The sequence below is a fragment of the Streptomyces sp. NPDC090083 genome (assembly GCF_044747445.1).
GTDB lineage: Bacteria > Actinomycetota > Actinomycetes > Streptomycetales > Streptomycetaceae > Streptomyces.
On sequence record NZ_JBIVED010000018.1, the window covers coordinates 1 to 24,692 of the forward strand.

17 protein-coding genes and 2 pseudogenes are annotated in these 24,692 nt (G+C 67.1%); 7 read left to right on the forward strand and 12 right to left on the reverse strand.

Features of this window, described 5'->3' with window-relative positions:
- The coding region (locus ACIPTO_RS40380; protein ID WP_366327261.1) for a phosphopantetheine-binding protein at nt 1-678 on the forward strand (678 nt) is incomplete at its 5' end.
- Nucleotides 679-873: 195 nt separating this feature from the next.
- Here ACIPTO_RS40380 and ACIPTO_RS40385 read toward each other — a convergent pair.
- The 5 genes from ACIPTO_RS40385 to ACIPTO_RS40405 all read right to left on the reverse strand — a co-directional run bounded on the left by ACIPTO_RS40385 (nt 874) and on the right by ACIPTO_RS40405 (nt 9,007).
- A complete protein-coding gene (locus tag ACIPTO_RS40385) occupies nt 874-1,452 on the reverse strand; it encodes a LuxR C-terminal-related transcriptional regulator (RefSeq protein ID WP_366327259.1) in 579 nt (192 codons plus the stop codon).
- 559 nt (nt 1,453-2,011) lie between these two features.
- The gene (locus ACIPTO_RS40390) at nt 2,012-4,915 is read right to left on the reverse strand and encodes an ATP-binding protein (protein WP_401200345.1); all 2,904 of its coding nucleotides are present in this window, start codon (nt 4,913-4,915) and stop codon (nt 2,012-2,014) included.
- Between the two features lie 224 nt (nt 4,916-5,139).
- Nucleotides 5,140-5,640: a DUF6924 domain-containing protein gene (locus tag ACIPTO_RS40395; RefSeq protein WP_401200348.1), complete on the reverse strand. Its 501-nt coding sequence runs from the start codon at nt 5,638-5,640 to the stop codon at nt 5,140-5,142.
- Nucleotides 5,641-6,154: 514 nt separating this feature from the next.
- Nucleotides 6,155-7,711, reverse strand: coding sequence for an ArnT family glycosyltransferase (locus ACIPTO_RS40400; protein WP_401200351.1), 1,557 nt, complete (start codon nt 7,709-7,711; stop codon nt 6,155-6,157).
- A gap of 717 nt (nt 7,712-8,428) precedes the next feature.
- On the reverse strand, nt 8,429-9,007 hold the full coding sequence (locus ACIPTO_RS40405; RefSeq protein WP_366327253.1) for a LuxR C-terminal-related transcriptional regulator: 579 nt from the start codon (nt 9,005-9,007) through the stop codon (nt 8,429-8,431).
- 732 nt (nt 9,008-9,739) lie between these two features.
- On the opposite strand from ACIPTO_RS40405, the gene ACIPTO_RS40410 reads away from it, so the two are divergent.
- A complete protein-coding gene (locus ACIPTO_RS40410) occupies nt 9,740-10,009 on the forward strand; it encodes a hypothetical protein (RefSeq protein ID WP_401200355.1) in 270 nt (89 codons plus the stop codon).
- Nucleotides 10,010-10,304: 295 nt separating this feature from the next.
- Here the strand turns inward: ACIPTO_RS40410 and ACIPTO_RS40415 are convergent.
- A pseudogene (locus tag ACIPTO_RS40415) lies at nt 10,305-10,811 on the reverse strand (sigma-70 family RNA polymerase sigma factor); the annotation flags it as partial.
- Between the two features lie 297 nt (nt 10,812-11,108).
- On the opposite strand from ACIPTO_RS40415, the gene ACIPTO_RS40420 reads away from it, so the two are divergent.
- From ACIPTO_RS40420 to ACIPTO_RS40430, 3 genes are all read left to right on the forward strand, one after another.
- Nucleotides 11,109-11,303: a transposase gene (locus ACIPTO_RS40420; RefSeq protein ID WP_401200357.1), complete on the forward strand. Its 195-nt coding sequence runs from the start codon at nt 11,109-11,111 to the stop codon at nt 11,301-11,303.
- Between the two features lie 590 nt (nt 11,304-11,893).
- Nucleotides 11,894-14,848, forward strand: a complete 2,955-nt coding sequence (locus tag ACIPTO_RS40425; protein WP_401200493.1) for an AfsR/SARP family transcriptional regulator — start codon at nt 11,894-11,896, stop codon at nt 14,846-14,848.
- Between the two features lie 468 nt (nt 14,849-15,316).
- Complete coding sequence (locus ACIPTO_RS40430; RefSeq protein ID WP_401200359.1) at nt 15,317-16,120, forward strand: hypothetical protein; 804 nt, start codon at nt 15,317-15,319, stop codon at nt 16,118-16,120.
- Between the two features lie 47 nt (nt 16,121-16,167).
- Here ACIPTO_RS40430 and ACIPTO_RS40435 read toward each other — a convergent pair whose 3' ends face one another.
- A complete protein-coding gene (locus ACIPTO_RS40435) occupies nt 16,168-19,101 on the reverse strand; it encodes an AfsR/SARP family transcriptional regulator (RefSeq protein WP_401200362.1) in 2,934 nt (977 codons plus the stop codon).
- A 477-nt stretch (nt 19,102-19,578) separates the two neighbouring features.
- Between ACIPTO_RS40435 and ACIPTO_RS40440 the strand changes: the two are divergent.
- Nucleotides 19,579-19,884: pseudogene (locus tag ACIPTO_RS40440) on the forward strand (ISAzo13 family transposase); the annotation flags it as partial.
- A 165-nt stretch (nt 19,885-20,049) separates the two neighbouring features.
- Here the strand turns inward: ACIPTO_RS40440 and ACIPTO_RS40445 are convergent.
- Nucleotides 20,050-20,259, reverse strand: a complete 210-nt coding sequence (locus ACIPTO_RS40445) for a hypothetical protein (protein ID WP_401200507.1) — start codon at nt 20,257-20,259, stop codon at nt 20,050-20,052.
- Between the two features lie 37 nt (nt 20,260-20,296).
- Here ACIPTO_RS40445 and ACIPTO_RS40450 point away from each other — a divergent pair, with 37 nt between their 5' ends.
- Nucleotides 20,297-20,653, forward strand: a complete 357-nt coding sequence (locus ACIPTO_RS40450; RefSeq protein ID WP_401200496.1) for an enoyl-CoA hydratase-related protein — start codon at nt 20,297-20,299, stop codon at nt 20,651-20,653.
- A gap of 38 nt (nt 20,654-20,691) precedes the next feature.
- Here ACIPTO_RS40450 and ACIPTO_RS40455 read toward each other — a convergent pair whose 3' ends face one another.
- Genes ACIPTO_RS40455 through ACIPTO_RS40470 form a run of 4 tightly spaced genes read right to left on the reverse strand, consistent with a single transcriptional unit; the run spans nt 20,692 to nt 24,692 of the window.
- Nucleotides 20,692-21,339: a substrate-binding domain-containing protein gene (locus ACIPTO_RS40455; RefSeq protein WP_401200365.1), complete on the reverse strand. Its 648-nt coding sequence runs from the start codon at nt 21,337-21,339 to the stop codon at nt 20,692-20,694.
- A complete protein-coding gene (locus ACIPTO_RS40460) occupies nt 21,332-22,075 on the reverse strand; it encodes a DUF6182 family protein (protein WP_401200368.1) in 744 nt (247 codons plus the stop codon). Before ACIPTO_RS40460 ends, ACIPTO_RS40455 begins: the two co-directional genes overlap by 8 nt.
- Nucleotides 22,072-23,259, reverse strand: a complete 1,188-nt coding sequence (locus ACIPTO_RS40465) for a hypothetical protein (RefSeq protein ID WP_401200370.1) — start codon at nt 23,257-23,259, stop codon at nt 22,072-22,074. The genes ACIPTO_RS40460 and ACIPTO_RS40465 overlap by 4 nt, the downstream gene beginning before the upstream one ends.
- Complete coding sequence (locus ACIPTO_RS40470; protein WP_401200373.1) at nt 23,259-24,692, reverse strand: FAD-dependent oxidoreductase; 1,434 nt, start codon at nt 24,690-24,692, stop codon at nt 23,259-23,261. The genes ACIPTO_RS40465 and ACIPTO_RS40470 overlap by 1 nt, the downstream gene beginning before the upstream one ends.

Sequence of the window (24,692 nt, forward strand, 5' to 3'; positions counted from 1 at the left end):
GGGTGTGGTGGTTCGGTGGTGGTGGCGGATGTGGAGTGGGAGCGGTTTGTTCCGGCGTTCACCAGTCGTCGGCCCAGCCCCCTCCTCACCACACTCCCTCAGGCCGCCGAAGCGATGACGGCACTCCCCGAGGCCTCCGGTCCCGGCGCCGCACTGCCGGCCCTGGTCGAGCAGGTCGCGACCCTGTCGCTCCAGGCGCGCGCCGACGCGCTGCTGGCCCACGTACGGCACGCCGCAGCCCGGGCCCTCGGGCATGCCGACATCACCGGCGTCGTCGCCGACCGGGCCTTCCGTGACATGGGCTTCGACTCGCTGACCGCCGTCGAGCTGCGCAACGGCCTCATCAAGGACACCGGCCTGTCGCTGCCCGCGACCTTGGTCTTCGACCACCCGACTCCGACCGCCTTGGCGCAGCATCTCGACACCGAACTGTCCGGCGGGGGCGGGACCGTGGCGTCGATGCTGGCCGACCTGGAGAACAGCATCGACCACATCATGAAGGCCGATCCCGACCAGGACGCGCTCACGCTGCTCGGTGCCAGGCTGAGGAGCCTCCTGGGGGAGATCGAGTCCTACGGTGCCGATGGCGACCCGGTCGGTGAGTCCCTCGGCGATCGGCTGGAGGGTGCCAGTGACGAGGAGCTCTTCGACCTGATCAGCCGTGAGTTGGAGCAGTAGCAGTGCCTGTCGACGCGGGAGCGCGGGATCCGCTCTCCCGCGTCGACGTCGGTTGTTCCGGGCGCCGCACATGAGCCAGCGGCCGTACCGGTGGGACGGTACGGCCGCTGGACCTGCGCGGGGCCGGGTCGTTCATCGTCGCGTGGGTGTCGCGGCGAGACTGCATGCCGCAGTCGGACCCAGGGGAAGGTGTCGTTATTTGATGAATTCGGGCAGGACTCGGGGTGGCCATTGGCCGACGGTGAGCATGCCCATGGAGTGGGCGCGTGCCACGAGGGCGGCGCGGTTTGGTGCTTTGAGTTTTCGCAGCATGAGTCCGACGTGGTATTCGACGCCTTGGCGGCTGAGGTAGAGGCGGGCTGCCAGTTGGACTGTGGAGGCTCCGCTGGCGATTCCTTCGAGGACTCGTGCATCGAGTTTGCTGAGCAGGCGTTCGCGGGAGTGGAGGATTTCGTCGTCAGGGTCGGTGCCGGGTGGTGTTCTGTCCGGTCTGATCTGTACGACGATGCCGGCGAGGAGTCCGCTGGTGTCCTGGACGGCGATACCTGTCAGCTCTCCGGAGAAGGCCCGGCCGGCGTCACCGAGGCCGACCATGCGCTCGGCGAAGCGGGTGCACCGGCCTTCCGACAGCCGGGTGAAGTGCCGGTTGAGGAGGGAGGGGGAGCTGGGGTGGAGGAGTTCGTAGAGGTTCCGTCCGCAGGTGTCGGCGGCATCGCGGCCGAACTGGCGGGAGAAATCGGGTTCCGCGGCGACGATGTGCATGGCGGTGTTCATGTGTGCCGTGTAGAAGCGGCGGTTTGTGTCTGTGCGGGGCCGGCTGTCGGATGGGGTCCGGTGGGGTGTCGTTGAAGTGGGCGGAGTCGCCGCCCTGTCTTTACTGTGGCAGGGGCCTGCTATGTGCGTGGTCACTGCGACATACCGTCTTTCTGCATTCAGGTGTGGGGGTTCCACTGCCCACCGAGGGACAGCCGTGGCCTGAGGTGACGCTACTTGTTCCGATGCGGGTCGGTTGAAAGCCCTTCCTGCGCGCCTCTGGTCAACTGCGGTCGAGCCTAGGAATTGGTCTCTACGCGGGTCAAGCAAACTCCTGCGTGGCTCCAAAACACTGTGGTTCGGTAGTTCGGTGGTGCGGTCGCGGTGTCCCGGAGCGGGGCTGCGGCCGTTCGGTGATTCCCTTGAGTGCCGGAATGTCCGTCGTGTGCGGGCCGGTTCCCGTCCGTGCCCGGTCGGGGCCGTGTCCGGCACCCTTGTGGACCCCACCGGCCCGGGAGGCGAAAAGCGGAGAAGAGGTGCAACCGTCTCTCCTCTGGCAGTTCCTGTTCGAATGCCCGAATCAGGTGCGCTGATCACGGTCCAGGCCCTTAAGGGCTTTGGCCAGACCCGCTCGCCCGGATATTCCAAGTTTCTGATAAGAGTTGGTCAGATGTTTTTCTACCATCCGGGACGACGTGCCTAGTTGACGTGACACTTCCGAGTTGCTCAGACCGGCTGCGGCAAGACGCGCGACTTTACGTTCGGCTGGAGTGAGCCGGTTGCCCCGAGCTTCGGTTTCTCTGGACTTTTCGATGAGTTTGCTGCGGATCTGCTTCATCAGCGCGGGATCGTCATGTCTGTCGGCGACGTCGTGTGCCCGCTTGAGAGCGGCGACTCGACGGTGACGTCTTGTATCACCATGAGTTCCCAGCGCGTACAGAGCCCGGCTCAGCTCGTAGCCGTTGCTGCCCTTCTCCAGGACGCGGACGGCCTCTTCGATCAGCTCGGGACCCTCCCGCCCGGAGGTGACCCGCCCCAGGGCGACCAGGGAGCGCCCGAGCGTGCCGGCTGACCCCCAGGCGCGAGACCTGTCCACCTCCAACTGCGCGGCGGACCGTGCTTCTTCGTGCTCGCCCAGGCGGTGGTGCATCAGGGCGGCGCACGACGACCACGGCAGGATCTCCGGGTTGAGCCAGCCGATCTGCTGGGTGCGCCGCCCCGCTGTCAGGAAGTGGTCGAGGGCGGCGCGGGGTTCGTCCCGCCGCGCCGCGATCGTGCCCCGGGCCACGTGCAGCAGCGCCGCCAGGTGCTGGTTCTCCGCGTGGAGCCGGTGCTGGGTGAGGAGTTGTTCCGCGAGTTCCGGCTCACGGGTGTTCATCGCGACGATCGCGAGGACGGCGGCGCACACCGTGGGCAGCCCGCTGGTCTCCGGACCCGCGAGCGTGTCGGCCTGGATGACCTTGTTCCGGGCGTAGGTCATGTGTCCCTCGGCGAGCGCGATGAGGGCCTGCTCGGAGCGGATGACGGCCTGTTCCACGTCACCGCCCCGGCGCTGCGCGATCTGGTTGGCCTTCCGCAGCCATTGGGCCGCGCCGTCCGTCCGCCCGCCGCCGGCGAGGATGTTCATGACCAACGGGAGTGTGGTGTGGACGTGGGCGGCCGTGGGCGGTTCCTGCTCCAGCAACTGGGTGCACAGCCGTGTCAACCGCTCTGCCGGAACGGCGTTGGCGACGAACGCGATGTGCATCAGGGACGTGACCAACTCCCGCTCACCCGTGGTGGCCAGCCGGGGCGCCGGGCCGAGGTCATGGAAGCGACGCAAGGCCGACTGGAGGTGCACCGGGTCCTGAGCGGCCAGGATGTGTTCGCGTGCCTCAAGGCGCAGCGCCAGCTCGCGTTCCACGTGGTCCTCGACGCCCGAGTGGCGCAGTTCCTCGGCGATCGAGGCCCTGATGGCGTCGATGCGGAAGGCCGGCGGATCCATCTGGAGGGGACCCAGGGTCAGCATGGCGTCGGCCCGTTCCCGTACCGATTCGAGGAGCGGTACGGCTTCCACGATGTGCCGCAGCGAAGCGGCCGTGGCCACGCTGCGCTCGGCGGTGGCGAGATCGACGAGCAGCCGGGCCCTGTCGTGTCCCGAGAGCGAGGAGTCGAGCAGGGCGCGGCGCAGATAGCGTGTGGCGTCCCGCGGTGAACCACGACGCAGGGCGCTGTCCGCCGCTGTACGCAGGATCTGCACGGCCTGCGGGCCGCGCAGGGCGATCACTGCCATCAGCTGTTCCGCGGCGACTTCCGCCGGATGTCCGGTCCGGTGCAACAGCTCGGCCGTCACCTCGCGCATCGCGGTGCGCTCCTGGGCGGGCATGTTCTCTTCCAGCAGGTCGTGCAGTACGGTCCCCGAGGTCAGCCGGTACGCGTGCGGATCCACCAGTCCGGCGAGGCGCAGCACTTCGACAGCCTGCGCCTGTTCCGTGTCGTCGACGTCGGCGAGGCGGGCGACGAACTGCTCGGCCGCCGTGTCGCCGAGCAGGGTGAGGGCGTAGGCGACCCGCCGTACCGGGTCCGGCTGCGATTGCAGGAACGCGCCGAGGCGTTGGCGCAGGTGTTCGGGGCGCAGCGTCGCGGCGGTCTTGGCGTCCGCGGCCGTCGGATACAGGCCGAGGAACCGGGCTTCGTCCAGCACGGCCCGCAGCAGCAGCGGGTTGCCGCCGGAACGTGCTGCCACGGTCCCCACGAATACCGGGTCCGCGGCCTCCCCGAGGGTCGTTTCCACGAGAGTGCGGACACTGCCGAGGCCGAGCGGCGCCAGTCTCAGGGTCGTGTCGCGCGGCTTTTCCGCGGGCCGGAGAGGAACCGCGGCCGAGGCCGGCTCATCCTCCTGAGCGGACGGGGGAGACAGCAGATCGCGGACTTGCCGTCGGTTGCCGCGTGCGTCGCCGGGCAGTGCGGAGAGGACGAAGAGGATCCGCCGCCGCGCCCGCTGTGCCAGCGGCAGGGCGAGTGCTTCCAGCGACTCGGTGTCCGCCCACTGCAGGTCGTCCACCATGATCACCACGGGGCGTTCGTCGGAAATCGATCCGACGAGCGCCGCCAGCCACCGCGGAGCCTGTTGCCACGAATACCGGGACCACGGTGGGATGTTGGTGAACAGGCCGACGGCGGGAGCGCTGGGGGGCAGGTGGCCGGGCAGCGCGGGGTTCGCCTGCCGAAGCCAGCGGTCGAGGTCGTCGGGCGGGATGATTCCGCGCAGCGAGTCGACCAACTGCCGTACCAGGCCGAGCCGGAAATTCTCCTCCGCGGCCGACGCCTGTGCCGTGAGCAGTACGAAGCCGCGGTCACGGGCGAGCGAGGCCACGGCCTCGAGAAACGTGGTCCGGCCCGCTCCGAGAGCGCCCTCGACGGTCAGCAGCGAACCTTGTCCGCTCTCGGTACGGCGCAGGGCTGCTGTGGCCTCCGCCAGTGCGGACTCGCGTTCCAGTAACACCGTGGTGCTCCCCCCTGATTCGCGCGGATGTCAACCAGGCCGGCGAACGTTCGTGACGGTTGTCCTGTCCATGACCCGGCACCGGTCGAGGGTGCAGGGTGGACGGGCTCGGCCGCCAGAGCGCCGGTCGGGCGCTCTGACGGCCACGAGGTCGCTGTGCGCGGCGAAGAGGTTCGCCGCGCACAGCACCCCGAATGTCGGTGCCGGCGAAGGCCGGCGCCGGATCAATCGACTGTGGAGAGTTCGGCGCGGAACACTCCTTCCGAGTCCTCACGCGCGACCGACGAGAAGTCCTCGAAGTTCATGTTGGCCAGCTGGAGGTTGGCATGGATCTCGTTGACAGCGCCAGGCACCGTGCGGAATTCGCGCCCGAACCCGACCACGACCTCGTGGGTGTCGTCGCCGAGGTCCTTACGGGTCAGGGTCCTGATCGCCAGCAGGGCGTGGTGGGCGGCGCGCATCGTCGCGCTGTCGGCGACGAACACCACGCTGATCCGGCCGTTCAGATCCTTGCGGGCCGACAGCGCGGTCAGGATCGTGTCCGTGTCGGCGTGGGCCAGCTCCGGTGAGTCGATCACGACGTAGTGCTTCCTCAAGTCGCGGTGGTGGTGGGAAGAACTCTCGAGTTGAGCGGTCACCCTCCGCCACGCCGCCTCATCCGTGAAGTCGGTCCTGATGATCACGGCTGAGAAGTCGTTGCGTTCTGACAACGGGGACAGTGGCATCACTAGCACTCCTCAGTGAATTCTCTGCTCCGGTCCGGAGCAGAACCTGGAGAACGGCACTGATGTCGCATGCGGCAGTCACAGCCGTCCGGGACGGGCCCCGGGGGCTGTGAGAGCTTTGTCGTCTGCGGTGATGAGGATCGGCGACCGCGGTGACGGCCCCGCCCCTCGTGGTTGTCCATGGAGCTGGGCAGGGAGCGATCAAGGAACGCCCGAACCCGTGGGCAACAACCGGCATTGTTCAATTGCAGAGGTTCGGCAAACGTGGATCCGGAGTGCAGACGTGGATCCGGAGTGCTGGCACCGCCTGGAATTGGATCTCCAGCTCGGCTTCGTCTCCATCGGCGCGTCGTGACAGTCGTCATCTTCTACGCCTCGGCCTCTCGGCTGGGAGAGGTTGTAGACACTTTGCCCCTTGGGGCACGCGATAGTGCCCCACCGTCCTCTGCGCGCGACGGGGCACTATCGATCGGAGCGATCACCTGGCGACCGTCTCGAATGATCGATGCCGAGGCTAGGAGCTGTCGCCCCGCCTGATGACCATGGCCTGGTGATCCAACTTCGGCCAGAGGACTGCCCAGGACTCCTTCGGTCCCTCGCACAACCAGATGGGCATCCCCTGGTTGATGTTGTCCACGCCGAGGCGGTTGTCCACTCGTCCTGCTTTGCGCACCGTGCCGAAGAACTTGTCGAGATACCCGGTGTTCGCTCCGACGTAAATGACGTGGCGGGTCGTGCCGGCGGGACGTCCGAAGTACCAGTAGGAGCGGTTACCGCTGTACACGGGCGGCAGCCCTCGGGAGGGGCCGTAGCGTTCGAGCGCGGCCGCCTGCTCGTAGTGATCCGTCACGATCGCGGTGGTGCTTCGGTCTGCCGGGGGCATTGCTTCGTAGACGGCGGCCACGGAATCCGCCATCTCCTGCCAGCCCACGGTCTCCATCGACACCTTGTCCGGCATGTCCGCGAGTTTGCTCAGCGGATAGACCGGCAGCAGTGCGGGGACCGTGGCGATGGACGCGGCCACCAAGGGAGTGGCGATCCACCAACGCCACTTCCGTATTCGGGCACTGTCCTGGAGGTCGACGACGGCCGCGGCCCAGACCGGTATGAAATACGAACCGGCGTAGTAACTACGGCCACCGGTGACCGCGTAGACGATAACGACGCCCACGAAGGCCCACCCGAGGAAACGGTAGGGGCGCAGACGTGGAGAGCCGAGCAGGCGGACCAATCCGTGGACGATCAGCAGCAGCCCGATGGCACCCGCTCCTCCCAGCAGGATCGGCAGCCCCCGAACGCCGTCCGTGTGACTGTCGGCGACTTCACCGGCAATCGCCTTGGACACGGCGAACTGCGGCCAGCCGTGCTGTGCCTGCCAGACCAGGGAGGGTGCCGACACGATCAGGACCAGCAGCACACCGATCCAGAGCTTCGTACGGCGTAGCAGCTCACGGGGCCCGAACACCCACGCGGCCGCCAGGACGATGACCCAGAAGGTGACCGCCAGGTACTTCACCTGGAGTTCTACGGCCACGACCGCGCCTGTCGCCAGGAGGAGACGGTCGTCACGCAGCCTGACCCACCGCACCAGCAGCCAGCACGAGACACTCGCGAGGAAGATGTCGACGCCGTTGGTGATGAGAAGGTGCCCGGACTGGATCGTGATCGGCGCCAGGGCGCAGGCCGCCGCAGCCAGGATCTGCGCTCGGCGCCGTCCGCCGAGCTCACGGGTGGTGAGTGCCGCGATCACCACACTCCCCGCCGCCATGAGGGCCGGAGGAGTGCGCAGCGCGACGAGTGAACCGCCGAAAACGACGTCTATGACATGGGTCAGCAAGGGCAGCATTGGCGGCTGATCGGCATACCCCCAGTCCAGATGCTGACCTGCGACGAGAAAGTAGAGTTCGTCTCCGGAATACCCGAACCGATTGCTCACCACGAGCAGTAGTGCCGCTATCGCCCCAGCGATGCACAAGACCGGACCACGGGCCAGTGCGGGAATATCTGCAGAGACTTCCGGATCCGGCGTCAACGTTTTATCGGAATTCCTCAGCCCGGAAAATAGAGCCACTCGGATGCCCCCAGCGCGTATATGAAGAAGACGTCCTTGCGTGGTCGCATCCGACGTCGCAATTAAGTAAGCAGGCAGACTTCACAGTAACTTAGGGCAGTCTAGGGAGATCCCTAGGAATAATTTCTTCGTGGTTCGCTTTTTAGTGCCGATCGCTCAAAAATGAATCGACGCCGTATGTCCATTTCGGTCACGAATTTCCTGAATCGCACGGTCCGTCGGCCTCGGCAGCTGTCCTGAACAGCCCACCAAGGTCAACTCGGAGGCTCTGCCCTTCCCTGGGGGAGTGTGACCGGCCTAGATGGTTTTTCCTGTGTACGTATGGCGCCGCTGCGGAAGAAGCCCGCTCCCAACTGGACGAGAAAAGCTGCGCCGCCAGTGTGAGTACGCGGTGAGAGCCGAGTGCGCCGGTGCCAGCCGGCAGGATCTGCCGCTGCTTCCTCTCGTCGACGTCTGGACGAGTCGGATCTACATCCTCGGCCCGTAACGGCCGGACGCCGAGACGGACGATCTCGAGCGAGAGTACGGGTCCATGGTGGCACCGGTAATGGATTCCGTTTGCCGTCGAGGCCGGCCGTACTTCTCCGGTAGGTGCACCCACTGCGTTCCGCTCTCCCGGTGATCACGCCGGCGGCCACCCCGCGTCGGCGTCCGGTCCGGGAGCAACGGCTCGATCTGCGTCCACTGCATGTCAATTAACGGTAGGGGGAGGTGTCGTTATTTGATGAATTCGGGCAGGACTCGGGGTGGCCATTGGCCGACGGTGAGCATGCCCATGGAGTGGGCGCGTGCCACGAGGGCGGCGCGGTTTGGTGCTTTGAGTTTTCTCAGCATGAGTCCGACGTGGTATTCGACGCCTTGGCGGCTGAGGTAGAGGCGGGCTGCCAGTTGGACTGTGGAGGCGCCGCTCGCGATTCCTTCGAGGACGCGTGCGTCGAGTTTGCTGAGCAGGCGTTCGCGCGGTTTGAGAATTCCTTCGTCGGGGTCGGTGCCGGGTGGTGCTTTGTCCGGCCTCACTTGTACGACGATGCCGGCCAGTAGTCCGCTGGTGTCCTGGACGGCGATACCTGTCAGCTCTCCGGAGAAGGCCCGGCCGGCGTCACCGAGGCCGACCATGCGCTCGTTGAAGCGGGTGCACCGTCCTTCTGACAGCCGGGTGAAGTGCCGGTTGAGGAGGGAGGGGGAGCTGGGGTGGAGGAGTTCGTAGAGGTTCCGTCCGCAGGTGTCGGCGGCGTCGCGGCCGAACTGGCGGGAGAAATCGGGTTCCGCGGCGACGATGTGCATGGCGGTGTCCATGTGCGCCGTGTAGAAGCGGCGGCTTGCCTCTGGGCGGGATCGGCTGTCGGATGAGGTCCGGTGGGGAGTCGAGAAAGTGGGCGGAGCCGCCGCCCTGTCTTTACTGTGGCAGGGGCCTGCTATGTGCGTGGTCACTGCGACATACCGTCTTTCTGCATTCAGGTGTGGGGGTTCCACTGCCCACCGAGGGACAGTCGTGACCGGAGGTGACGCTACTTGTTCCGATGCGGGTCGGTTGAAAGCCTTTCCTGTGCGCCTTTGGTCAACTGTGGTCGAGCCTAGGAATTGTTCTTCACGCGGGTCAAGCAAACTCCTGTGTGGCTCCAAAACACTGTGGTTCGGTAGTTCGGTGGTGCGGTCGTGATGTCCCCGAGCGGGGCCGCGGCAGTTCGGTGACACTCCTGAGTGCCAGGATGTCTGTCGTATACGGTCCGGTTCCCGACCGTGCCCAGGTGGAGCCATGCCCGGCACCCTTGTGAACTCAACGAGACGAAAAGAGAAGAAGAGGTGAAACCGTGTGTGGCCAGCATTTCCCAGTTGGTACGGCACATCGATTAAATGGTCGGCAAACCTAAGACTCACCTCGTCTGGGATGGCCTCTTGGATGGCCCCTTTCGGAGACTTTACAAGTGGCATGGAGTAAAAATACCTCCTCCTGATTGGCGATGATCAACAAGTCCGCTATTCCCTCTCGGGCCTCCCGATGGACACATTTCCGCTGCTCGTACTGAGGTGAACCACTGTGAGAAGGAAAAATTTGACGAATTCTTGTGGTGGCTGATGCGGAGTGTGGGACTGCCGGTGTCGATCGATCCGCTGGGCGTTGTGCGCGGCGCGCTCGGCGAGGAAGAGCCCGCCCTGTTCGTGATCGACGCCGTCGAGCACCGCATCGACCGCGCCCGCACCGTAGTGCCGGTGCTCCGCAACCGCCGCGTCATCATCGGACCGGGGAGAGCATCAGCATGCCGATCAGGCTTCACCTGCTGGGCGAGTCACGAATGAGTGGAAGTCGCGACCAGACGGCACACCGACCGGGTGTCGTACAAAGGAGGGAGGGGCAACGTCGATTCCTGGGCAGGCGCCGTGCTCGATGACGGCGTTCTTGGAGCCGGCGTCGACCCAGCTCTTGGAGATGGGCGATGCCCACGCCGTCCGTATCGTGCGGGAGAAGGAGTCCCGCACGGGATCCGGATTCCAAGCGTCGCTCGGCCACCACCGTGCCGCGCGGAGGGAAGGACACGGTGGAGAGCGCTCCGTCGGGTGCCACCTCGACGTCTCGATCGTGCAAGGCCTGCCGCATGGCGCGCAGGGCGTAGAACACCCGCGACTTCACGGTCCCGGTCGGCAGGCCGAGGACCTCTGCCGCCTCTTGCGCCGTCCGACCGACGAGGAACGTCTGACGCAGCACCTCGCGATGCGCCTCGGACAACGACCTCAGTGCGTCATGGAGGATCACCGAGTTCAGCATCTGCTGGATCTCGTCTCCCTCAGCCGCCATCAGCTCCTCGGACTCCGGCACACAGACCTCTACGGGCCGTGCCCCACGCGAGCGGTGGGCGTCGATGACGAGGTTGCGCGCAACCCGGAAAAGCCAGGGCCGGATGCGGCGGCCGTCCAGTTGGTCCTGCTTGAGCCAGAACCGCAGCAGGGTCTCCTGCACGATGTCCTCGGCCTTGTGCCGGTCTCCGTTCAGCAACCGAACCACATATCCGTGCAGTTCGGCTCCGTGCACCTCGTAGCTCTCCCGTACGACCTGCTCCTCCTTGTCGGCCAAGTCCATGGAGCCGATGACGGTCATCCTCATGATGTTCTCCCCGTTCCATTCGGGTCAGGTCCACGAACGGACGCGCAAGGGGGCCGGACGGGAAGTTCGACCCTGCGTGCACAACCTTGACGACTGAGGTTTGACGCACCGTTAATGCTCGATTGGTGCCGGGACTCCTGTCCCGCAACGCGTCAATCAATGTGACGTGCACGTCATGTTCTCGCTACCGAGCGACATGGGACGCGCAGATGGATATGTCCCGGCACTACACGTGATCATGGGATGGGTCGTCGTCATCGCTCGCGCCCCAGCGATCCACCCGATGCCCGGTGGGAGGTGATCGGGTCCACCCTGATCACCTGGCGAACCGAACGCGGGAGCAAGGGCCTGGACGTCGGGCGCTCGCCCCAGCGCGACCTGCGCCGGGTCCTGGACGCGATCCTGTACGTGGGCCGGACCGGGATCCCGTGGCGCTGCCTGCCGTACGACTGCGCGCCGTGGGACACCGTCTACGGAACCTTCGCCGTGTGACAGAAGGACGGCATCGTCGACCAACTCAACGGCATTCTGCGTCAGTTGAAGCGCCAAGCCGAAGGGCCGGCCCGCCGAGCCGAGTGCCTGCGTGCTCGACGCCCAGAAGATCAAGACCTCCGCGAACGCGCCGCGAAGGGCTTCAAGTGATCGCACGACGCTGGGGCGTCGAGTGAACAGGGCACCTCGCACCCACCGCGCGGCCAGTCTGGGCACGTCCGGAGGTTCGTCGACGGTGATCACCGCGCCTCCTCCCGCCTGGTCGGCGCCCCGGCCGCGGTCGGCGTCCGCCGGGACAGTCGGGCATGTCGTACCGATTCCTCCAGCAGTGATCGCGAGGCGGAAGCCGCGTAGGGGCCCGTCAGGCCGTCGATGCCGACGGTGCGACCCGGCATCATCAGAAACGGAGCACGATATTCCAGAAAATCTGAAAGGATCAATAGCGAATTGTGCCGTCATGAGTGACGAATTCGCATGTCAAATGGGTGTGCGCATATACCTGGTCAGCAAGGTTCCACCCGTACGCCACGCTGGTGCACGCCACTCTTCGTGGGTGTCATACACCGCCCACTAGGGTTGCCTGGGTGGATATGCGTGATCTGCATGATGCCAGGTTTGTAGTTCTTGGTCCGGTACGGGCATGGCTGGGGGACACTTCCCTGCGTCTCGGCCCTCCTCAGCAAGTCGCTGTTCTGACGGCGCTGTTGCTGCGCGAGGGGCGCCCTCTCACGGTGGGTGAGCTGATCGACGCGGTGTGGGGGCAGACACCTCCTCCTGGAGTCGTATCAGTGGTGCGGAGTTATGTGTCACGTCTGCGGAAGATCCTGGAGCCGCAGCGGCCCCCCGGGCAACCTTCACGGCAGGTCGTGTCCGTTGCCGACGGATACGCGCTTCCTCTTGAGAAGGGTGCCCTCGACTTGAGGGTGTTCGAAGACCGGGCAGCCGAGGTGCAACGACTCTTTGCGGCAGGAGAGTTGGAGAAAGCGCTACGGCTGCTGCACACGACTCTGGGCGCCTGGCAGGGTCAGCCGCTGGCCGGTGTGCCAGGTCCCGTGGCTGAGGCCGCGCGCACGCGGCTGATCGAGCGGCGTTTGGGCCTGCTGGAGACGCGATTCGAGGCCGAACTCCACCTGGGCAGACACCGGGAGATTCTTCCGGAGCTCGTCTCGCTCAGCGGTGAACACCCCCTGCGCGAGCGCCTGTGCGAGCTCCGCATGCTCGCCCTCTACCGCAGCGGTCGACAGGCCGACGCCTTCTCATTCTTCGACGCCACCCGCCATGCTCTGAAACGTGAACTCGGTGTCGAACCGAGGCCGAGCCTGCGGGAGTTGCAGGCTCGCCTGCTGGCTGCCGATCCCGCACTTGCCGTAAGCCCGGCAAACGCCGGCGGTGCTGTCGGCGGAATCGGCGACCACTCGTCGAAGCGGGCCGCGTCCGCTGGGCCGTCCGCGACTTCGGAGTCGGGGAGGAGCCCGCAAAGTCCCCCTCCGCACACGGGGAAGACTTCACAAGCAGCACCTTCTCCTGCTGCCGCCGTCCCCGTGGAGCAACTCCCCGCGGGACTGCGCGCCTTCACGGGACGCCAGGCCGAACTCGACGACCTCGATGAGCTGCTGTCCCGCGAAGATCGAGCCGGAACGGTGGTCATCAGCGGCATGGCGGGTGTCGGGAAGACCACGCTGGCCGTTCACTGGGCACGCAGGGTCGCAGATCACTTCCCGGACGGCCAGCTGTACGTGAACCTGCGCGGCTTCGATCCCACCGCCGCGGCGCTGGAACCCTCCGCCGCGATCCGTACGCTCATCGACGCCCTGGGCTACCCGTCTCAGCGTGTGCCCTCCGGACTCGCTGCTCAGACAGCCCTCTTCCGCAGTCTGCTCGCCGGGCGGCGCATGCTGATCCTGCTCGACAACGCCCGGGACACCGAACAGGTCCGTCCGCTGCTGCCGGCTGTACCTGGATGCCTCACCCTTGTCACCAGCCGCAACCAACTGGGCGGGCTGATCGTCTCGGATGCGGCCCAGACACTGACACTCGGTATCCTGTCCACGGAGGAGGCCCGTGCCTTCCTCGCTCAGCGTCTGGGCCCGGCGCGTGTGAGGGCAGAACCAGAGGCCGTGGACGACGTCGTCTTACGGTGTGCCCGTCTGCCGCTGGCCCTGGCCATCGTCGCGGCCCGGGCAGCGATACGCCCGGCTTTCCCACTGTCCGCCATCGCCGCGCAGATTCGCGACAGCCAGGGCAGCCTGGACGCTTTCGCCGACGTGGACCCGGGCAGCGACGTCCGGGCCGTTTTTTCCTGGTCGTACAACGTACTGCCTCCGCTGTCCGCGCGGTTGTTCCACCTCTTCGCCTTGTCGCCGGCCCCCGACATGACGCCTGCCACGGCGGCGAGCCTGCTCGGCCTGCCGATGCGTCAGACGCGGATGCTGCTCGACGAACTCGCCGCCGCCCATCTGCTCACCGAGCACGCACCGACGCGCTTCAGCTGTCATGACCTGCTGTCGTCCTACGCGGGGGAGCTGGCACTGGAGAAGGAGACGGCCGGCGAGCGGGAATCCGCTACGCGCCGGCTGATGGATCATTACCTCCACACGACACACAACGCGACACATACGCTCTATCCGCTGCAGCAGGAGCCGGTCGATCTGCCCGACGCGCAACCAGGCGTGGTTCCGGAGCAGTTCGCCGATGAACTCGCCGCGAACCGTTGGCTGGAGGCGGAACGCGGCGCGCTTCTGGCCGCCGCGGAGAGCGGACTTGAACAAGGACGTGCGGGGCACACCTGGCAGTTGGCCAGCCAACTGACGAGGTTCCTGGACCGCCATGGGTACTGGAGCGACCAGGTGGTTCTCCAGCGCACTGGTTTGAAAGCCGCGGCCAGGGCAGGGAGCCGAGAAGGTCAGGCTCTGGCCCACCGGGCACTGGGCTTCGTCATGGGGCGTCTGGGCCAGATCGACGAGGGCCGGCGTCACCTGTCACGTGCCGTCGAGCTGTTCCACGAACTTGACATCCCGCTCGGCGAGGCACGTGCCCATAGGCTCATTTCATTCCTTGCCAACAGGATCGGCGAACACGGGAAGGCTCTGGAGCACTATGACAGAGCGGCTGCTCTCTACCGAGGTGTCGGAGACCTGAGCGGAGAGGCCTACGTTTACAACGAGGTGGGTTGGACTCACATTCTGCGGGGCGAGTTCGACGATGCGATCACTCACTGCTGGCGGGCCGTGGCCATTCACCAGGAGATCGGTGACCCGTCCGGTGAGGCCGGTGCGCTGGACAGCCTTGGATGGGCTCATCATCATCTGAAGCAATATCCTCAGGCTCTCGACTGTTTCGACCAGGCGCTCGTGCTGTACCAGCCCATGGGCGATCGATATCTGGTGGCCGAGGCCCTGATACATATCGGTGACACGCACGTGGCAGCTGAAAATCCTGAGAAAGCGGCTGAATCCTGGCGAGCGGCTCTCAGTATTCTTGAGGAATTCGACCATCCGGACATCGCGCAGGTCAGTGCCAAGCTGAAGCAGTTGGACGGCGCATGACCGCATATTCGAAGGGGCCGTAGCGCGGAGGCGTGTCCCGTAGCGGATGAGTGGGGCTATTCATTTTGCCATCGCCCCCTTGGCGGACTCTGAGCGGAAAGCTCATCGCCACCCCCGTTCACGTCAGTCGGATCTGCGCCCTGCGATACTCGCGCAGGTCCTTGCCAGGGTCTGGCAGTTTTTCGACATCGAAGCGAGACCGGTGCGTGCCGCGGCGGCTCGACGGCCGGTCCGCGGTGCTTTCAGCAGGAGTGTAGGGCTCGAATTGAACTTCTTCTGCTCTCGTTACGTCACAGTGGGGAGGGCGCTAGCCTGCTGGCCCCGGACGGCGGGAAGGTGCGAGCGAGGGAAGTCCGGCTCGCTCCTGACGAAGGAGGACTTTACATGCGGTGTCGGAGAGGCTTGCCCTGCGAGCTCGCCATCTATATTCCGTGTGGTGCTTTATTTCAAAATATTCTACTGGGGGGCGTGGCCAAGGGTGCGAGTTGCACTGAGCGGGATCGGATCGATTGCGATGGATATCCATTGATTCAGGCGGCATTGGGCGAACTGCCGATCGTATCGCGGGCTTTCGCTCATCGGTGCACGGGGCAATCTTATGTCTGGATATCGGCTTCGGCCGCAGTGCCGCCTGGGTTCGAAAGAGAAGAAGCTGCCATCCGAGTGGCGCGGTTGTCGCTTGAGGTATTTCTCGACTTCAGGGACGCGCTGCAGAACTTGACCGCTGCTCTTCAGGATACTCCTGCTACGGACATGGAAGCGCGATGGAAATTGTGTGCGGGAGTTGCGCGAGGAGATCTGGAACTCGCCGAAGCGATCGCATTTGAGATCGACACCTTGGATTTCAGTGACAGCCTGATGTACTTTTTGTTCGAGCTTGAGGCGGCAGGTGTCTCGATGGAGGAAGCCCGTTGCTACACCGACCGCTACGTCAGGAATTTGAGCGAGAGACCCGCCCGAATGAACCTGGTCGCTCCGCCGGATTCATCAGATGTCTCGAAACCGTTCGATGTCACCGTTGAGATGGTCAACCCTCGTGCGGAGTTCGGTCCGGCAACAGAAATGAACCGGGACCAGTCCTTGGACGTGCTCCTGAACCTGCTCGACTCGGAGGTTCAGCAGCGTATGGCCAGTCACCCCGTGATGGTGCTGCGCCCCACCTACGACCGGCCGTTCGCGCGAGGGACAGCCGGCCCTTCCTGGTGCTCGGCTCCGACGGGCCCGTCCACCCGTCCATCGTCGGCAACTGCCGCGGCTCCGGAACTCGTCTGACCATGCTGGAGCCGTGCGCCTTCGTCGATCCAGGGGAGGCGTCCTCGTCACCGCGCGACATGGTCTCGCAGTTCCCTCAGCTTGGCGCGGGTCTTCTCCGCTCCTGGCATGGCGGCTGGGTCCTGGATGACGAGCGCTCGCTCCCAGGCCTCACGCGCTGCCGTGTCCTCGTTGAGCGCGCGATGCGTGTCGCCCACATGGGCAAGCGTCTCCGCCTCGTTGCGGCGGTCACCGATCTCCCTGTTGATGGCCAGCGAGCGGTGGTAGCAGTCGAGTGCCTCCCGGTGCCTGCCGAGCTCGTGCAGGACATAGCCGAGGCTGTCCCAGCAGGCGGCCTCGCCGACCTGGTCGTTCACCTCCTGTGACAGGCGCAGTGCTCTACGGCAGTGCGCCAGCGCGGTTCCCGGGGAACCGAGGTGGGCCAGGATCCAGCCGACGTTGTTGAGAGACTTCGCCAGCCCCGTCCGGTCGTCCTGCTCTTCGTACAGGGCGAGTGCGCGCCTGCACGACGTCAGTGCCAGGTCGACGTTGCCCTGTCGCAGGGAGACGAGGCCGAGAACTCCGTGCGTCCGCGCTTGACCGTTCAGATCCGCGAGATCCTCGAAAAGGCGCAGGGCGGCAACCAGATGGACGGAGGCGTCCTGATGACGATCGGTCGCCGCGTACAGGCGGGCCAGATTGCGGTGTGTCTCCGCCTGACCGCGGCGGTCCCGCGCTCTGCGAGCCGCCTTCAGCGCGGCGCGCAGCGTGCTGATCTGGTCGTCCCAGTTTCCTCGTTCCTGCGCGAACTCCATGAACAGCCAGGCGAGTTGCCAGGCATGTGTATCGGAACCGGCGGCGACGGCTTCCTCCACGAGCAGCGGGAGCACTGGGTATTCGGCGGTGAACCAGGCGGTGGCGGACGCATGGTCAGGAATCGATCGTGATGCGGACCCGTCTCCGATGATGTCGGAGAGCGTGCTCTTCGGCAGACCGGGGAACAGCAGCAGCGCTGCTCGACAGGACGTCTGCACGTAATAGGTGAGCACGCGGTTGAGGGCAGCGTGTCGTGCGCCGGTTGCGTCGACCGAATGCGCCAACTCGCTCGCGTAGCCTCGCAGCAGGCTGTGCAGAGAGAAGCGTCCCGGAGCGTTCTCGCCGACCAGATGAGCGTGGGTGAGCTCGCCCAGCAGTTGACGGGTGTGTGACAAGGTGAGGTCGGCGAGCGCCGCAGCGACGTCCAGGGAGATCGACGGACCGGGATGTACCGACAACAGCCGGAAAAGACGCGCGGCTTGGTCGGAGAGATCCTGGTACGACCACGACAGGACCGACCGTACGTCCAGGCTGGCATCAAGGTGACTGAAGGCGTCCAACTGCGTAGGACTGTCCCTCAGTTCTTCGGCTATGGCGGACAGCGGGAACCCCGACCGAGTGGCCACCCGAGCACTGACGAGGGCCAGGGCCAGCGGAAGGCCACCGCTTCGTTCGATGATCTCCCTGACGGCTTCCGGCTCGGCGGCCAGCCTGTGCGATCCGACGCGCTTGACGAGAAGTTCGCCCGCCTCCTGGTCCGAGAGGACATCGAGACCCACGTAGTGGGCGCCGTCTCTGACGATGAGCCCTGACAGCTGATACCTGCTGGTGACCAGGGTGAGGCAGCCGGGAGCTCCGGCCAGCAACGGCCGTACGTCCTCCGCGCTGCGCACGTTGTCGAGGAGCAGCAACACCCGTCGTCCGGCCAAGAGCCTGCGGTAGAGGGCGATCTTGGCTTCGAGGCTGGCGGGAAGACCGTCCGACGGTACGCCGAGTCCCTCCAGCAACGCACACAACGCGGTGCTCGTGGTGAGGGCGGTCCCCGGCGCGTCGAAGCCACGCAGGTTGACGTAGAGCTGCCCGTCGGGGAAGAGCGGCGCGGCCTGGTGCGCCCAGTGCACGGCCAGTGCGGTCTTGCCCACGCCCGCGGTGCCCGTCACGACGAAGATGTGCGCGGCGCGCGGATCGGTTGTCGTGCAGCAGTCGAGCGTCTGGGCGAGCCGTTCGAGTTCGGGCTCACGACCTGCGAATACGACCAGGTCATTGGGGAGTTGCGTCGGCATGGGCACGGGCTCGGGCTCGGGCTCGGGCAGGCGTGCGGGTTGGGCGGGAGACGGACGGCCGGACACGTCCGAAAGTCCTTGTTCCTGGGACGTGTTGGTGTGCTCGGCGACGGGGCCGTCCTGCTCATCACCCGTCTGTGCCGTCGACTCCTTGTTCGCGTGCAGGATGTGTTCGTACATCCTCTGCAGCGCGGGGCCGGGGTCGAGGCCCAGTTCGTCCGCGAGCAGGTCTCGTACCTCCTGGTACACGGTGAGTGCCGCGGCCGTGCGACCGGTGAGGTGAAGGGAGAGCATCAGCATCTCCCGGAACCGTTCGTCCAGTGGATAGGCCGTCACCAGGGCCGTCAGCTCCACCGCTGTCTCCGCGTACGACCCGCTTTCCATCTCCACGTCCAGGCGTGCTTCGATCGCGGAAAGCCGGACGCCGTCGAGGAACGAGCGTTGGGACTGCGCCCACTCACCCGTCAGATCGGCCAGCGCCGAGCCGTGCCAGAGCGTCAGCGCCTTCCGCAGATGATCGATCGCGCCGGTGGAATCACCCTCGGCCCGCAGTTGCTCGGCCGCGGCCACCCGCTGGTGGAAGTCCAGCAGGTCCAGGGAGCCGGACGGCAGAGTCAAGAGGTAGCCGCTGCCCACGGATTCGATCTGAAGAGTGGGATCGCCGCCCTGAGCCAGGAGCCGGCGGAGCTTGTGGACGTAGACGCGTATGGAGTTCGTGGCTGACGCGGGTGGGGTGTCGCCCCAGAGGGCGTCGACCAGCTCCGCCACGTCGACGGTGGAACCCTGTCGTAGCAGCAGCACGGCCAGCACAGTGCGCTGCAGCGGCGATCCGAGGGGTATGTCCACGTCTCCGAGCTTGGCGCGCACGGGCCCCAACACCATGAAGCGGAGTTGTTGGCTCATCGTGTCCCCTTGTCCCGTTCCAGCATGCTGCCGGTCCCACTGGTGTTCAGCGCAGATCCACCACCTCGTACGAAGGCATACAGGTACTCGATCAGCCAGTTACACGGCTGATGCACAACGCTGACACATATGAGGACCACGGCTCCTTACGCGTGATTCATGTGCCCTGGTGCCGGACCCGGAGCGGGTCGTCCGAACCTGCCCGTGTACCGGGGTTCCTCAGAGGAGACCACCCGTCCCGAAGCCGGTGACGGCGCCCTGTTCAGGAGCAGGGCCGGCGCCCTCGGTCCGACCGCGTCCCGGCGGAGAATGCCTGGACGCCGCAGCGTTGTGCACACGATTCCCGAACAAGCTAAAGGCCTTCAGGCCGATGCCACTCGCGGCGCGCCGGTGCCGTGGGCGTAGCAGGCGGCTCCGGAGACCTTCAGAAGCTCACACGGCCGTCTGACGCTGTGACCTAGGTGTTTCACCACATTCACCCGCAAGCGCGCCGAGGAATTCGCCCGGCAAGGCCTCAGGATGTGGGCCGGCACGGTGGGCGACCTGTTGCGCGAGGAGGTCTTCAGCCTGCAGAGCAACGCCAAGACCCTGGAAGGTAGGCAACATCCCGACCGGGACGCGCAGTTCCACAACCTCGACGAACAGGCCCGCGACCACCAGGACGGCGGGGGTCCGGTGATCAGCGTGGACACCGAGAGGGAGGCGATGGCCGGCCCGTTCAAGAACTACGGCCGTGAAGGGGAGCCGCGACGTGCGCCGGTACGGGGCGACACCCACGATTTCCCGACGGTACTCGCCCGGTTCGCCGCCCTGGGCACGGAGAGCGAGCGGCATGCCGGGCTGGTCCTGGTGGAGTGCCCCCCGCCGCGCAGCCGAAAGGCCAGTGTCCGGGCGGTCATCCAGGCCGGCGCCGGGCACCGGGCCTTCAGCGCAGGTGCGGACATCCCCTCACTGGCCGCCGGCATCGCCGCTGGGCCATAACGAGCGCTGCGCGAGATCGTGCGCCGGGGCCACACGCCGACCCGGCGGATCGAGGAGTTCGCCAAGCCGGTGATTGTCGCGGTCAACTGCCTCGCCTACGGCGGCGGCTGCGAGATCGCCGAGGCCGCCCCGCTCGCGATCGTCGCCGAGCACGCGACCTTCGAGGCCCGAGATCATCCTCGGCTTCCCGCCGCCCTTCGGCGGCTCCCAGCGCCTGCCGCGGCACATCGGCCGCAAGCACAGACTGGAGATGATCCTGACCGGCGACCTCATCCCGGCCGCTCGGGCCGCCGAGCTGGGCCTCGTCAACACCGTTGTGCCGGCCGACCAGCTCCTGGACGCTGGGAAGGAGCTGGCCGGGCGGATCATCCGGCACGCACCGACGGCCGTGGCGGCCTGCCTGCCGATCGGCGAGGGCCTCGCGGTCGAGGCGGCGTGCCGTGCCGCCACCGTTCCCACCGACGGCGTACGGACTGGCCTGCGACGGTTCATCGAGCGACGGCCTTGGCCGACTGAGCCGACGCGCTCGCAGACTCACCGGCGAAGCCACCCCGAAGGGACGCGGAACTGACACGGGATCACACACGCATCATCGGACCAAACGCTCAGTCAGCCGTCCGCGGGGACTGGGCTCGCGGCCTCCGCGGCGGCGATGAACCGTGCCACATTGCCAGGCAGTTCCGTGTGCCGGTACCAGGCCAGGCAGACCGGGACGGGCGGCAGATCATGTATGGGTACGACCTTGATGGCCGGCGGCGCCAGGTCCGCCAGCGACGCCACCGAGAGATGCACCCCTTCGGACCGCATGACCACGGCCATCATCTCCGGAATGCCGTTCACCCGGTGGCGCCGGTGGATCGGCCGGCCCTGTGGGGTCCGGCGCGGCACGATTTCGTCCCACAGGTACTCGGGGAAGTCACCGGGGCGTTCGAAGGCGTCGTAGGCGGCGACATCCTCGACGGAGACGGTGTCGTGGCCGGCGAGCGGATGGTCCGCGCTCACGATGACGGCGCGCGACTCGAACTGCAGCACCTTGCTCGTGACGAGATCCGGCTCTTGCGGGCCGAACTTGACGACGATCACGTCGAGTTCGCCGCGGCGCAGTGCGGAGAAGGGATCGGCGAGGTCATAGGGGGCGAGCACCGCCCGGTCCTCGCTCACGTTCGCGGAGGCGAGGATTTCCTGGGCCGTTCGCGGAGAGCTGGGGTAGCCGAAGCGGATGGGGTTGTCTGCCGGGCGGGCGGTCGTCTCATGCATCGTGGATCTCCTCGGTGAGGGCGGCGTAGACACGGAGGCGGTCCGGGTGATCGGGAGTGCCGCCGGCCCGCAGGGCCGCGTAGGGACTGCCCGAGGCCGGCAGCCATGGAGCCTGGCGAACGACCAGCTCGTCCCCGGGGCAGATGATGTCGTCGAATACGGCTTCGACCAGCAGGTGGTTGAGGTGGACCAGACACTCGGCGATGGTCACCCCGGCCGTGGCCACATGCAGCTCCCGCCGGACTGGAGCACGCTCTTGCGGCTCGTGGCCGGCCGGGACACGTACCGCCACGGAGGGACGAGTCGGCAGTTCGGCCGAGCCGTCGAAGAGCTTCAGCAGTCGGCGCAGGGAGGTGCTCTCCTCGGCGGGTGCCGGGCCCTGCCAGGCAGCCGACCCGTCGTCGGCCACATGACCGAAGGAGAACCTGTCCTTCAGATTGGCCGGGTTGCCGGCGACAAAGACGGTCCGGGTGAAGTCACGGCGCCAGTCCGCAGCCGCGGACCGGTCGACGCGGAGGGCGAATTCGCACGTGGCGCGCACCCAGGCCGGCAGGCCGAAGTCACGCAGCACACAGACCACCAGCACCTTGGCGTCCTGCGCGGCCCGGGTGATCTCCCGCTGCGCGGCCAGCAGTCCCTCGGCGGTCAGCAGGTCGAAGCGCGCTGCCAGCTCGGGCCGCGCGGTCACGATACGCCGGGCCACCGCTTCCTGGAGCAGTTCCTGGGAGGTCGTCACAGGTAGACCGCCGAGAGCAGGCCGGGACTCGGCGCCGGCCGGTGTCTGGCCAGCAGACTGGACGTCAGCCGGTACGGATTGACGTACAGGTGGTCACCGCGGTGCCGGGAGAGCACCTCCGCCAGCGGCGCCGGGTCGGTGATCCTGCCGGAGGACAGCAGCCGGGCGGCACGCGCCAGACTCTGGCGCAGCGCCTCGTGGCGGAAGGACTGCTGCTGGCCCTGGCCGAGACCGGCGATGAAGTACAGCCGCATGCCCAGCCGCAGCACCGGATCGCCGTACTCGGCCCCAGCCCTGCTCAGCAGGGCGCCGGTGGTGTGGTCGTGCCAGTCACCGTGGCGCGCGGAGCGGACCTCCCCGTCGATGGGCACCCGGCCCAGAGTGACCCTGCGGACGGTTGCTCCGAACACGGACAGCGTGCGCTCCAGCAGCAGGTAGTCGGGTTCCAGCTCACGGTCGTACAGCAGGACCATCTCGTCGAACCGCGGTGCCAGCGGTATGAGTTCCCGCAGGGCGCAGGCCAGGTAGTTGGGCCGGCCCTGTGCCTCGACGATCTGGCGCAGCGGCAGCCCGTACCGGGTGGCGTCGAGAAAGACCGGGCCGCCGTAGGCACGCTGGTCGAGGCACATCCCGGCGGCGCCGAGGCGGTCGATCATCTCCTCCAGCCCCAGGCCGGGTGGCTGGTGCGCGAGCAGCCCGGGGTCGTGCATGCCCAGGCGCGCGTAGTGCGCCGCCCACAGCTCAAGGACCCGGGCGCTCGCCGGGTGGACCCAGCCATGCACCTCGACCGCCTCCGCGTACGTCCGCAGGGCGGCGACGCCGGCCCGTTGCCCTGCGGACCGGTAGCCGACGTACAGTTCGCCGATGCCCTCCTCAGTGAGACCGGAGTAGTCGGTGTCCCCAACGGTGCGGTCGAGGAATTCCCAGAACCCGAGGGTCTGCTCCGTGAGGTGGTAGGTGGTCGGGCTGTACCGATAGGTCACCTCGGCCAGCTGCGCGGTGGCCCGGTACATCACGTCGGTCCACAGCAGCCCCTTGAGATGGCTCGGGGTCAGAGGCTTGGACGGAGTCACGGTGATCGGGGCCAGCAGCACCCGGCGCGGCTCCGTACCGGGGGGCACGGCCTCGGCGTGCGGGAACCGTGCCCGGTCGCGCGCGGAGGGCGCCTGAAGGCTCGTTTCCACTACGCTCCTTCCGTCGCCGCGATCAGGCGGAGGAACTCCTCCCGGCTCGGCGCCGCGGGCAGCAACGCCGGATCGATCGGGGGCGCCTGCTCCACCCGGGCCTGGAACTTCTCGTCGCCGAACGCCTCGGCCGGAGTGCTCAGCCCCATGATCACGCGGGTCACGGAACGCCAGACCAGCCCGTCGGTGAGGGCCGCGGCCCGCACCTGCGCGGGGCTCGGCCCGCCGCCGGGCTGCTGCGGCGGCGACCGGTCGCCACTGGTCGCCGCCTGCCATTGAGCGGCTCGCTGCGCGTCGTCCCGGGCCGCGAGCTGGTACCAGGGCGTGAAGTACTGCTCGGCGAGCCGGGCGGCCGCTTCACCGAGCGACTGGTCGGGTGCCGCCCCGGCGAGCAGGTCGGCGAGCTGGAAGGCGTGGTCCATGGCGAGCGACATACCGCGGCCGTACAGCGGGTTGGTGACGCACGCCGCGTCGCCGACCGCGAACAGGCCGGCCACCGGCCGCTGTCGGGTCGTCACCGTGCCGCGCAGTGTGTTCGGTGGGCAGGCGATGACATTGACAGGGGTGAGCGGGTCGCTGACACCGGGTGCAAGCCAGGCACCGAGACCGGGAGTGGCCCGGGCGGCGGCGGTGAACGCGCCCGGCTCGCGCAGGCGTGCCGTCGCGTGGTCGCCCGGAGGCACCATCACCGCGACGGCGAAGGTGTGGTTGTCCGCCGGGTGGAGTGCGGCGGCGTAGTGGTCCCACACTCCGCCGGTCGCGTTGCCTCGGTTGAGCGGTCCGGGGCGCCCGGTGTCGCGCAGGCGGTACTGGCGGCTGTAGCCGGTGATGGCGGAGGGCGTCACCAGGTCTTCGGCGACCGGGATCCCGGCGGCCGTCAACCAGTCGCGCGACTCGGCACGCCGGCCGGTGGCATCGATCACGACCGAGGCCGGCAGTACCTCGCCGTCGCCGGTGCGCACTCCCAGCACCCGCTCGCCCGAGGAGTCGAGCGCCAGCCCGCGGACCACCGTTCCGTGGCTGATCCGGACCTGTGGCAGGTTCCGCACGGTCCGGTACAGGAGCAGTTCGAGGACGCTGCGCCGACAAGCCAGGGCCACCAGGTCGTCGTCGCCGACCTCACGGGCACGGTTCTCGACCGGCGGCGGCAACGCCTCAAGGAGATCCAGCAGTTCGGCGCCGGCTTCCAAGGCCGTGGTGAGCAGCTGCGGGGCCCGGCGGCGCAACGTCCGTACGCCGACCGAGGTCAGGGTGTGGGAGTGGACAGCCTGCGGCAGGGTGGGCCGGTGCCAGTCCCGCACGGCCTGCTCCAAGGGCCCCTCCGGAGGCGGGGCCGAGCGTTCCAGCACTCGTACCTCGTAGCCGGCGCCGCTCAGGGCGAGTGCGGCGGTCAGACCTGCGATGCTTGCGCCGACTACGGTCGCGTTCGTCAT